This is a genomic window from Streptomyces sp. NPDC058877 (assembly GCF_042742855.1).
Taxonomy (GTDB): domain Bacteria; phylum Actinomycetota; class Actinomycetes; order Streptomycetales; family Streptomycetaceae; genus Streptomyces.
Map to the genome: position 1 here is coordinate 1 of NZ_JBHYMF010000212.1, position 11129 is coordinate 11129.

General features: G+C 71.7%; 11 protein-coding genes. 4 read left to right on the forward strand and 7 right to left on the reverse strand.

Features of this window, described 5'->3' with window-relative positions:
* A partial coding sequence (gene argH / locus ACFW2Y_RS31005; protein ID WP_384885738.1) for an argininosuccinate lyase occupies positions 1–1302 on the reverse strand: 1302 nt, incomplete at its 3' end.
* Between the two features lie 160 nt (positions 1303–1462).
* Here argH and ACFW2Y_RS31010 point away from each other — a divergent pair.
* From ACFW2Y_RS31010 to ACFW2Y_RS31020, 3 genes are all read left to right on the forward strand, one after another.
* Positions 1463–2803, forward strand: a complete 1341-nt coding sequence (locus ACFW2Y_RS31010; protein ID WP_384885740.1) for a hypothetical protein — start codon at positions 1463–1465, stop codon at positions 2801–2803.
* A 63-nt stretch (positions 2804–2866) separates the two neighbouring features.
* The gene (locus tag ACFW2Y_RS31015; protein WP_384885741.1) at positions 2867–3475 is read left to right on the forward strand and encodes a pyridoxamine 5'-phosphate oxidase family protein; all 609 of its coding nucleotides are present in this window, start codon (positions 2867–2869) and stop codon (positions 3473–3475) included.
* A 47-nt stretch (positions 3476–3522) separates the two neighbouring features.
* Positions 3523–4206, forward strand: coding sequence for a L,D-transpeptidase (locus ACFW2Y_RS31020; RefSeq protein WP_384885743.1), 684 nt, complete (start codon positions 3523–3525; stop codon positions 4204–4206).
* A 23-nt stretch (positions 4207–4229) separates the two neighbouring features.
* On the opposite strand, the gene ACFW2Y_RS31025 is transcribed toward ACFW2Y_RS31020, so the two are convergent.
* The 6 genes from ACFW2Y_RS31025 to ACFW2Y_RS31050 all read right to left on the reverse strand — a co-directional run bounded on the left by ACFW2Y_RS31025 (position 4230) and on the right by ACFW2Y_RS31050 (position 9396).
* A complete protein-coding gene (locus ACFW2Y_RS31025) occupies positions 4230–4787 on the reverse strand; it encodes an arginine repressor (RefSeq protein ID WP_384885745.1) in 558 nt (185 codons plus the stop codon).
* A gap of 7 nt (positions 4788–4794) precedes the next feature.
* Positions 4795–5994: an acetylornithine transaminase gene (locus ACFW2Y_RS31030; protein ID WP_384885747.1), complete on the reverse strand. Its 1200-nt coding sequence runs from the start codon at positions 5992–5994 to the stop codon at positions 4795–4797.
* Positions 5991–6905, reverse strand: a complete 915-nt coding sequence (argB, locus tag ACFW2Y_RS31035; RefSeq protein ID WP_384885749.1) for an acetylglutamate kinase — start codon at positions 6903–6905, stop codon at positions 5991–5993. The genes ACFW2Y_RS31030 and argB overlap by 4 nt, the downstream gene beginning before the upstream one ends.
* Positions 6902–8068, reverse strand: a complete 1167-nt coding sequence (argJ, locus tag ACFW2Y_RS31040; RefSeq protein ID WP_384885750.1) for a bifunctional glutamate N-acetyltransferase/amino-acid acetyltransferase ArgJ — start codon at positions 8066–8068, stop codon at positions 6902–6904. Before argJ ends, argB begins: the two co-directional genes overlap by 4 nt.
* On the reverse strand, positions 8065–9093 hold the full coding sequence (gene argC / locus ACFW2Y_RS31045; RefSeq protein WP_384885752.1) for an N-acetyl-gamma-glutamyl-phosphate reductase: 1029 nt from the start codon (positions 9091–9093) through the stop codon (positions 8065–8067). Before argC ends, argJ begins: the two co-directional genes overlap by 4 nt.
* A 75-nt stretch (positions 9094–9168) precedes the next feature.
* The gene (locus ACFW2Y_RS31050) at positions 9169–9396 is read right to left on the reverse strand and encodes a hypothetical protein (protein WP_384885754.1); all 228 of its coding nucleotides are present in this window, start codon (positions 9394–9396) and stop codon (positions 9169–9171) included.
* A gap of 243 nt (positions 9397–9639) precedes the next feature.
* Between ACFW2Y_RS31050 and argG the strand changes: the two genes are divergently transcribed.
* On the forward strand, positions 9640–11085 hold the full coding sequence (gene argG, locus ACFW2Y_RS31055; protein ID WP_384885756.1) for an argininosuccinate synthase: 1446 nt from the start codon (positions 9640–9642) through the stop codon (positions 11083–11085).
* The last annotated feature ends 44 nt before the right edge of the window (positions 11086–11129 follow it).

Genomic DNA, 11129 nt, shown 5'->3' on the forward strand with positions numbered 1-11129 from the left:
GTTGAGGACCGTGCGGACCTCGGGGGTGAGGTGCTCGGAGATCTTGGCGAACTGCTCGTCCGTGAGCCCGTCCAACTCCTTGTCCTCCGACTCGGCGACCTTCACGCACTCGCCGGCCACCTCGTGCGCCACCCGGAACGGAACGCCCTGCTTGACCAACCACTCGGCGATGTCGGTGGCGAGCGAGAAGCCGGCAGGGGCCAACTCCTCCATGCGTTCCCGGTTGACGGTGAGCGTCGCCATCATCCCGGTGAAGGCGGGCAGCAGGACCTCCAACTGGTCACAGGAGTCGAAGACCGGCTCCTTGTCCTCCTGAAGGTCCCGGTTGTAGGCGAGCGGGAGCGCCTTGAGGGTGGCCATCAGGCCGGAGAGGTTTCCGATGAGGCGCCCGGACTTGCCGCGGGCCAGCTCGGCGATGTCGGGGTTCTTCTTCTGCGGCATGATCGACGATCCGGTGGAGAAGGCGTCGTGCAGCGTCACGAAGGAGAACTCCTTCGTGTTCCAGATGATGACCTCTTCGGCGATCCGCGAGAGGTTGACGCCGATCATCGCCGTGATGAAGGCGAATTCGGCGACGAAGTCACGGGAGGCCGTGCCGTCGATCGAGTTGCCGACCGAACCCCGCTCGAAACCGAGGTCCTTCGCCACCGCCTCGGGGTCGAGCCCGAGGGAGGAGCCGGCGAGGGCGCCGGAGCCGTAGGGCGAGACGGCCGTCCGGGTGTCCCACTGCCGGAGTCGCTCCGCGTCACGGGAGAGGGACTGCGCATGGGCGAGGACGTGGTGGGCGAAGAGCACCGGCTGGGCGTGCTGGAGGTGCGTCCGCCCCGGCATGGCGACGTCCGGGTGCGCCTCGGCGAGCCCGACCAGGGCGTCCTGGAGGTCGGCGATCAGACCGCCGATGATCCGGGAGTGGTCACGCAGGTACATCCGGAAGAGCGTGGCCACCTGGTCGTTCCGGGAGCGGCCGGCGCGCAGCTTGCCGCCGAGTTCGGCACCGAGCCGCTCCAGGAGGCCCCGCTCCAGGGCCGTGTGGACGTCCTCGTCGGCGATGGTGCCGACGAAGGAGCCGTCGGCGACGTCCGCCTCCAGCCGGTCGAGCCCGGCGAGCATGCGGGTCAGCTCGTCTTCGGTGAGCAGGCCGGCCTTGTGCAGCACACGGGCGTGGGCCCGAGAGCCGGCGATGTCGTACGGGGCCAGGCGCCAGTCGAAGTGGACCGAAGCGGACAGCTTCGCCAGGGCCTCGGCGGGGCCATCGGCGAACCGTCCGCCCCAGAGCCGAACGTCACCGTTGTTGCTGCTCACTACTGCTCCTCGATCAGGCGTGGGCGGAGGACGCGAGGTCGACCTTGATGGGTATAACTATGCAGAGTGCCGTATGTTTTGTCAATGAAGGCGTTCGCCCCCGGCTCCCGGTCCGAAAACCAGGGGTGCGACCCCGCTTCCCCGTCCTACGCTCCCCCGCATGGAAGACACGACCGCAGGGGCGGTTCGACTGGCTCGGGGCGCACCGCTCGCCTCGGTCATCGACACCTCGGACGCCAGCGCCTGGACGGGGCTCGACCTGGCCGTCCGACACCTCGCCCGCACCCGCCCGTCCGCGCTGTCGGGCCACGCCTGGGCAACCGGTCGCCGTTTCCACTGGCCCTGGGACGCCCCCCTGCCCTCCCTGGACCTGTCGCGCCGCGCACCCGACGGGTCGGCGCTCGCCGTGGCCCTGTGCCACCCCGACGGCCGGGTGCGCGAGGCGGCGCTCCGCCGTGCGGCACGCCTCCCCCCACCGGCCCTCCACCCCCTGCTCCCCCTGGTGGCGATCCGCTGCGCGGATTGGTCGGCCACGGTCCGCGAACCGGCCCGCGAGCTGCTGCGGACCGCACTGCCCGGTGTCGGAGCGGAGGCGATCGCCCCCCTCGCGGCAGTCGTCCTGCGGATCTCCGCCCGTCGCCGGGGAGGAGCCGCCGGGGCCCTGCTGGAGGCCCTGCTCCGGGAGTGCCCGGTGTCCGTCCTCGACGCCGTCCTCGCGAGCGGGGACCGGGCGTCCCGGCGCACGGCGCACCGGATCGCGGTCGAGCGACGGCTCCTCTCCCCCGCACGGCTGGCGGCCACCGCTGCCGGAGACCCGGACATGGTCGTCCAGGACGTCTGCGCGAACGGAGTCGTCGCCGGGGTGACACCGGAGACCGGGGACGAGCTCCTCGGCCCCCTGCTGGGCTCCAAGCACCCCCGGGTGCGGGCGGCCGGCGTGACGGCCCTGCGTCGGGCCGGTCGCCCCGACGAGGCGACGGCGTTCCTCACGGACCGGTCGGGCCTGGTGCGGGCGTGCGCCCGTTATGTGTTGCGGCAGTCCGGCATCGACGCCGTCGCGCGCTACGCGTCCTTGTGCTCGGGCGCCACAGTGCCCCCGGCCGCACCGCTCGGGCTCGCCGAGTGCGGAACCCGCGAGGACTCCGCCCTGCTGTGGGAGCTCACCGGACACCCGCACCCGGGCGTCCGCGCGCACGCCGTGGCCGGCCTGCGGGTGCTGGGCGGGGTGAGCCCCGCGCACCTGGAGCCGCTGCTCGACGACCCGGCGCCCGGGGTCGTGCGGGAGACGGCGACCGCCCTGCTGCCGTGGGCGAACCAACTGTCGGCGACGGACCTGCGGGCGCGGCTCGGGGCGGACCGTCCCCGACACGTACGGATGGCCGCGTTCCGGCTGTTCACCGCACGTGGCGGCCCGGAGTTGCGCGAGGTCGCCCGGTCGCTGGACGACGACGCCGAGCCGAAACTGCGCACCAACGCCCTTGCACTCCTGGGGAACTGGTGACCGGACCGCTCGGGACCGTTCCGGTTCCCGTCGCCCACGGGTGGCGGGTGAAAGGATGCGATCATGGGAAAGACATACGAACACATCGACGGGCGGCTTCGGGCCTTCATCGAGGAGCAGCCGGTGTTCTTCACCGCAACCGCTCCCCTCTCCGGAGAGGGTCATGTCAACCTCTCCCCCAAAGGGCGCGCCGGCACCCTGATCGTCATCGACGAACTGACCCTCGCCTACGTCGACTTCGGCGGCAGCAGCGCCGAAACGATCGCGCATCTGCGGGAGCCGGGCAACGGCCGGATCACCCTCATGTGGACCGCTTTCTCCGGACCTCCGACGGTGGTCCGGGTGCACGGCCGGGGAGAGGCCGTGCTCCGCGACGACCCCCGCTGGTCCGAACTGTTCGCGCGCTTCCCGGCCGAGGCCGTTCGGGGGCAGGGCAGTGCACGGGCGATCGTCCTGGTGCACGCCCGACGGGTCAGCGACTCCTGCGGGTTCGCCGTCCCGCTGATGGAGTACCGGGAAGACCGGTCGCTGCACGCCGAGTACTTCAACCGGAAGACGGACGAGGAGTTCGGCGCGTACTGCGCGCGCAAGGAGCACATCGCCACCAGCCTGGACGGACTGCCGGCGCTCCCCCTGCCGCTTCCCCCGCTCCCCGCGGCGCCCGCCGAATAGCCCCGCCCGACGGGCGGGGGCTGCCGTGCGGCCCTAGCGTCGCGGCCATGCGCACCCTTCTCGTCCTCGCCGCCCTGCTCTCCCTGGGCGCCGCGCCCTCACCCGCGCCCCTGCCCGTGCGGATGGCCGACACCGGAGGGGGAACGCAGCTGATCACTGCGGAGGCCGCGGACGCGAAGGCCACCACGGGCACGTTGACCTGGTGGGAACGGCGCGGCTGGCGCTGGGTGCGGGTGGGGGCGGCACCGGCCCGGTTCGGGTCGAAGGGGCTCGTCGAGGGCGCCTCGCGGCAGCAGGGCACGAGCACCACCCCCACCGGGCTCTACCGGCTGCCGTACGCCTTCGGCATCCGGTCCGCCCCCGCCGGCACCCGCCTCCGGTACGCCCCGGTCACCGAGCACTCCTGGTGGTGCCAGGACAACGCCTCCCACGCGTACAACCGCTGGGTCGAGGGGTTGCCCGACGACTGCCGGGCGACCGAGGCCGAGCACCTCGTCTCGTACACCGGCCAGTACGCGCACGCGATCGTCATCGGCTTCAACTACGAACGGCCGGTGCGCGGACGCGGAGCGGGAATCTTCCTGCACGTCAACGGCACCGGGGCGACCGCCGGTTGCATCTCGGTGCCGGAGGACGCCATGCGCGCGGTCCTCGCCTGGGCGGACCCCGCGCGCCGACCGCACATCGCCGTCGGAACGCATGGCGGTCCGACGGCGATCGCACGGTACTGAGCCGGGCCCGGCACCGGCGGGAACTACTTCTGGGCCAGCCTCAGCAGGTGGTCGGCGAGGGCCTGGCCGCCGACCGGATCGCGGCTGATGAGGAGCAGGGTGTCGTCACCCGCGATCGTGCCGAGAATGGCGTGCAGTTCGGCCTGGTCGATGGCCGACGCGAGGAACTGTGCGGCCCCCGGAGGGGTCCGCAGCACCACCAGGTTGGCGGAGGCCTCGGCGGAGATCAGCAGTTCGCCGGAGAGGCGGCGCATGCGCTCCTCCTTGGCGGACTCGCCGAGCGGTGCCTGCGGGGTGCGGAAACCGCCCTCGCTGGGCACCGCGTAGATCAGCTCGCCCCCCGTGTTGCGGATCTTCACCGCGCCCAGCTCGTCGAGGTCACGGCTGAGCGTCGCCTGGGTGACGCTCAGGCCGTCGTCCGCGAGGAGCTTGGCGAGCTGGCTCTGTGAGCGCACCGGTTGCCGGTTGAGGATGTCGACGATCCTGCGGTGGCGTGCGGTGCGGGTCTGGGGAACGGACGGCCCCGCCCCAGGCTCCGCCTGGGGGGACCCCCAGTGCTCGTTCTCCTGCGCGTCGGTCATCGTCGTCTCATTCTCCGGTTCGTCCTTGCCCGTTCGCCTCGTCCAGGACCCCGGGCAGCGCCTGGAGGAAGGCGTCCGCCTCGGCGTCGGTGAGGACCAGCGGAGGCATGATCCGTACGACGTCGGGGGCGGGCGCGTTCACCAGGAGACCCGCGTCCTGGGCCGCCTGCTGCACCTGGGGTGCGAGGGGCCCGGTGAGCACGATACCCAGCAGGAGGCCCGCGCCACGGACATGGGAGACCAGCGGATGGTCCAGCCCTTCGATTCCCTGGCGCAGTTTCTCCCCCACCGCCTTCACGTGGTCGAGGGCCGCGTCGGCGCCGAGGGTGTCCAGGACGGCGAGTCCAGCGGCGCAGGCGACCGGGTTGCCGCCGAAGGTGGTGCCGTGGTGACCGGGCGCGAAGAGTTCGGCCGCCTCGCCGAAGGCGACGGTCGCGCCGAGCGGAAGTCCGCCGCCGAGCCCCTTGGCCAGGGTCACGACGTCGGGCTCGACGCCCTCGTGGGCCTGGTGCTCGAACCAGTGGCCGCACCGGCCGATGCCGGTCTGCACCTCGTCGAGGACGAGCAGGGTGCCGGTGGCGCGGGTGATCTCCCGAGCGGCCGTGAGGTAGCCGGGCGGCGGGACGACGACGCCGTTCTCACCCTGGATCGGCTCGATGATGACGAAGGCGGTGTCCACGGTGACCGCGGCCCGCAGCGCCTCCACGTCCCCGTACGGAACGTGGGTGACGTCGCCGGGCAGCGGCAGGAAGGGCGTCTGCTTGCCGGGCTGGCCGGTCAGGGCGAGGGAGCCCATGGTCCGGCCGTGGAAACCGCCGTCGGTGGCGACCATGTGGGACCTGCCGGTGAGCCGGCCGATCTTGAACGCGGCCTCGTTCGCCTCGGCGCCCGAGTTGGAGAAGAAGACCTTGCCGGAGCGCCCGAAGAGCCCGAGGAGCCGCTCGGCGAGCACGACGGGCGGCTCGGCGACGAACAGGTTGGACACGTGGCCGAGACTCTGGATCTGCCGGGTGACGGCCTCGACGACCGCCGGGTGGGCGTGGCCGAGGGCGTTGACGGCGATGCCGCCGACGAAGTCCAGGTACTCCTTGCCCGCGGCGTCCCAGACCTTGGCGCCCTCACCCCGGACGAGCGGCAGCTTGGGGGTGCCGTAGTTGTTCATGAGCGAGCCCTGCCACCGCCGGGTCAGCTCGACGTTGTCCGTCATTTCTCCCCCTGATCGTCCGTGCCGTCCGGCACGACCATCGTGCCGATGCCCTCGTCGGTGAAGATCTCCAGCAAGATCGAGTGCGGGACCCTGCCGTCGATCACGCGGGCCGTGGTGACACCGTTGCGCACGGCGTGCAGACAGCCCTCCATCTTGGGGACCATGCCGCTGGAGAGCTCGGGCAGTAGCTTCTCCAACTGGCTCGCGGTCAGCTTGCTGATGACCTCGTCGCTGTTCGGCCAGTCCTCGTAGAGGCCCTCGACGTCGGTCAGGACCATCAGGGTCTCGGCACCCAGCGCCGCAGCGAGTGCCGCAGCCGCCGTATCAGCATTGACGTTGTAGACATGTCCGTCGTCCTGGGAGCGGGCGATGGAGGAAACGACCGGGATCCGGCCGTCCTCCAGGAGCGCCTTGATGGCACCGGTGTCGATGGCGGTGATCTCGCCGACCCGGCCGATGTCGATCGCCTCGCCGTTGATGACCGGCTGGTGCTTGGTGGCGGTCATGGTGCGGGCGTCCTCGCCGGTGAGCCCGATGGCGAGCGGGCCGTGTTGGTTGAGCAGGCCGACGAGCTCGCGCTGCACCCGGCCGGCGAGGACCATCCGGACGACGTCCATCGCCTCGGGGGTGGTGACCCGCAGTCCCGCCTTGAACTCGCTGACCAGGCCGGCCTGGTCGAGGGCGGCGTTGATCTGGGGTCCGCCTCCGTGCACCACGACCGGCTTGAGTCCGGCGTGGTGCAGGAAGACGATGTCCTGGGCGAACGCCGCCTTGAGGTCCTCGTCGATCATGGCGTTGCCGCCGAACTTCACGACGACGGTCTTGCCGTGGTGGCGGGTGAGCCAGGGCAGGGCTTCGATGAGGGTCTGGGCCTTCGGGAGGGCGGTGTGCTTCCGCGCGGTGTTGCTCATGACGAGTACGCGCTGTTCTCGTGGACGTAGTCGGCGGTGAGGTCGTTCGCCCAGATGACGGCGGCCTCGGAGCCGGCCGCGAGGTCGACCGTGATGGTGACCTCCCGGAAGCGCATGTCGACGAGGTCGCGGTCCTCCCCGAAGGAGCCGTTCTTGCAGACCCAGACGCCGTTGATGGCGACGCACAGGCGGTCGGGCTCGAAGGCGGCCCGCGTGGTGCCGATCGCCGAGAGCACCCGCCCCCAGTTGGGGTCCTCGCCGTGGATGGCGCACTTGAGGAGGTTGTTGCGGGCGATGGACCGGCCCACCTCGACGGCGTCGTCCTCGGTCGCGGCGTTGGTCACCTCGATGCGGATGTCCTTGCTGGCGCCTTCGGCGTCCCCGATGAGCTGACGGGCGAGGTCCTCGCAGACGGCCCGTACGGCTTCGGCGAACTCGTCCTGCGCGGGGGCGGCTCCGGAGGCGCCGGAGGCGAGGAGGAGGACCGTGTCGTTGGTGGACATGCAGCCGTCGGAGTCGACCCGGTCGAAGGTGAGCCGGGTGGCGGTGCGCAGGGCACCGTCCAGGCTCTCGGCGTCGACGTCGGCATCGGTGGTGAGGACGACGAGCATGGTGGCGAGGCCCGGGGCGAGCATGCCCGCGCCCTTCGCCATGCCACCGACCGTCCAGCCGTCCTTGGTCACCACGGAGGTCTTGTGGACGGTGTCGGTGGTCTTGATGGCGATGGCGGCCTTCTCGCCGCCGTGCTCGGAGAGCTGGGCGACGGCCGTCTCGACGCCGGGGAGCAGCTTGTCCATCGGGAGGAGGACGCCGATGAGTCCGGTGGAAGCGACGGCGACCTCTCCGGCGCCCACCTCCGCACCCTGCGCGCTGAGGACTTCGGCGACCTTCTCGGCGGTGGCGTGGGTGTCCTGGAATCCCCTCGGACCGGTGCAGGCGTTGGCGCCTCCGGAGTTGAGGACGACGGCGGTCAGCTCCCCGTCGGAGAGAACCTGCTGGGACCAGGCGACGGGCGCGGCCTTGACGCGGTTGGAGGTGAAGACTCCCGCGGCGGCGCGGCGGGGCCCGGTGTTGACCACGAGGGCCAGGTCCGGGTTGCCGTTCTCCTTGATCCCGGCGGCGATGCCCGCCGCCGTGAATCCCTTCGCTGCGGTGACGCTCACGGAGCGACTCCAATCGTGGAAAGTCCGGTGTCCTCGGGCAGGCCGAGGGCGATGTTCATGCTTTGCACCGCGCCGCCGGCGGTGCCCTTGGTGAGGTTGTCGATGGCGCTGATCGCGATGATCCGGTTCGCGCCGGCGTCGTGCGTGACCTGCACCTGAACGGCATTGGAACCGTAGACGGACGCAGTGGCCGGCCACTGCCCCTCGGGGAGCAGACGGACGAAGGGCTCGTCCGCGTAGGCCTTCTCGTACGCGGCCCGCACGGTCTCGGCGGTGACGCCAGGCTTCGCGGCGGCCGTGCAGGTGGCGAGGATGCCACGGGGCATCGGGGCCAGGGTCGGCGTGAAGGAGACGGTGACCCGCTCCCCCGCCGGTCCGCTGAGGTTCTGGATCATCTCGGGCGTGTGGCGGTGGCCTCCCCCGACGCCGTACGGGGACATGCTGCCCATGACCTCGCTGCCGAGCAGGTGCGGCTTGAGCGCCTTGCCCGCACCGGACGTGCCGGAGGCGGCGACGATCACGGCCTCGGGCTCGGCCAGGCCGTTCGCGTACGCCGGGAAGAGGGCGAGCGAGACGGCGGTCGGGTAACAGCCGGGGACCGCAACGCGCTTGGACCCCTCCAGCGCGGCGCGGGCCCCCGGCAGCTCCGGAAGGCCGTAGGGCCAGGTGCCGGCGTGCGGGGAGCCGTAGTAGGCCTCCCAATCGGCCGGGTCCTTGAGGCGGAAGTCGGCTCCCATGTCCACGACGAGGACGTCGGACCCGAGCTGCTCGGCGACGGCGGCGGACTGACCGTGCGGCAGGGCCAGGAAGACCACGTCGTGCCCGGCGAGCCCTTCGGCCGTGGTGGGTGCGAGGACGCGGTCGGCGAGCGGAAGCAGGTGGGGCTGGAGGGCCCCGAGTCGCTGGCCGGCGTTGGAGTGCCCGGTCAGCGTCCCGATCTCCACGTGGGGGTGGGCGAGGAGGAGACGCAGGAGCTCTCCGCCCGCGTATCCGCTCGCACCCGCCACTGCTACTCGTACCGTCATCGAAACCCTCCTCATGAATGGCATGACTATACGTGGATCCGAACTTTTATGCAATGAAGCGAGGGCCCCGACGGTTCAAGCCGAACGGGCGGGCACGTCGAGCGGCACGCAGGGGTGGCGCGCGAGCCGCACCACCCCCTCCGCACACCCGACCAGGGCGAGCGCCCGCGCAGGGGTGAGGTCGGCACGGCGGGCGAGCACCACGGCGATGCCGTCGCCCGCGACGCACGCCGGGCGGTCGACCGGCTCGGACCGCAGGGCGGGATCGGCGGCGAGTCCGCACCGCACGGGTCGCGCGGGCACCGCACCCGGGGCGCGGGGCGAGTTCGAGGGTTTCGCCGCCGCCGGTCCGCGGGGCGCGGCGTCCGGGCGAACGCCCGGCACCCGACTCCGCTGCCGCCGGACGGGGCGCGGACCGGTACACGGGCGCCGCGGGCCACCGCCCCGCCCGGACGAATCGCCCCGCCCTCCGTCACGGCGACGCCGAGGACCCCGCTTCACGCGAGGCCCTTTGCATGACCATGCGAGATGATGCATACTCTTCCCATGTCCAAGGTCCTCACTTCCCTGCCCGCCGGCGAGCGCGTCGGCATCGCCTTCTCCGGCGGCCTCGACACCTCCGTCGCCGTCGCATGGATGCGCGACAAGGGCGCCATCCCGTGCACCTACACCGCCGACATCGGCCAGTACGACGAGCCCGACATCGCCTCGGTGCCCGGCCGCGCCAAGACCTACGGTGCCGAGATCGCGCGTCTGGTCGACTGCCGCGCCGCGCTGGTGGAGGAAGGCCTTGCGGCGCTCACCTGCGGCGCCTTCCACATCCGCTCGGGCGGCCGCGCGTACTTCAACACCACGCCGCTCGGCCGCGCGGTCACCGGCACCCTGCTGGTCCGGGCGATGCTCGAGGACGACGTCCAGATCTGGGGCGACGGCTCGACCTTCAAGGGCAACGACATCGAGCGGTTCTACCGCTACGGTCTGCTCGCCAACCCCCACCTGCGGATCTACAAGCCGTGGCTGGACACGGACTTCGTGACCGAGCTCGGTGGCCGCAAGGAAATGTCGGAGTGGCTGCTCGCCCACGACCTGCCCTACCGGGACAGCACCGAGAAGGCCTACTCCACCGACGCCAACATCTGGGGCGCCACCCACGAGGCGAAGACCCTGGAGCACCTGGACACGGGCGTGGAGACCGTGGAGCCCATCATGGGCGTCCGCTTCTGGGACCCCTCGGTCGAGATCGCCACCGAGGACGTCACGATCGGCTTCGACCAGGGCCGCCCGGTCACCGTCAACGGCAAGGAGTTCCACTCCCCCGTCGACCTGGTGATGGAGGCGAACGCCATCGGCGGCCGTCACGGCATGGGCATGTCCGACCAGATCGAGAACCGGATCATCGAGGCCAAGAGCCGCGGCATCTACGAGGCCCCCGGCATGGCCCTGCTGCACGCGGCGTACGAGCGCCTCGTGAACGCGATCCACAACGAGGACACCCTCGCCCAGTACCACAACGAGGGGCGGCGCCTCGGCCGGCTGATGTACGAGGGCAGGTGGCTGGACCCGCAGGCGCTCATGGTCCGCGAGTCGCTGCAGCGGTGGGTCGGCGCGGCCGTCACCGGCGAGGTCACGCTGCGGCTGCGCCGGGGCGAGGACTACTCGATCCTCGACACCACGGGCCCGGCGTTCAGCTACCACCCGGACAAGCTGTCGATGGAGCGCACCGAGGACTCGGCCTTCGGACCGGCCGACCGGATCGGCCAGCTCACCATGCGCAACCTGGACATCGCCGACTCCCGGGCCAAGCTGGAGCAGTACGCGGGCATCGGCCTGATCGGCACCTCCAGCCCGGCCATCGGCGCCGCCCAGGCAGCCGCGACCGGCCTGATCGGCGCCATGCCGGAAGGCGGCGCGGAGGCCATCGCCTCCCGCGGCGAGGTCTCGGGCGACGACGAGATGCTGGACCGGGCCGCGATGGAGCTCGGCACGGACTGACGCACGGCACCGCAACCGGCGAAGGGGCCGGCACGACACGAGGG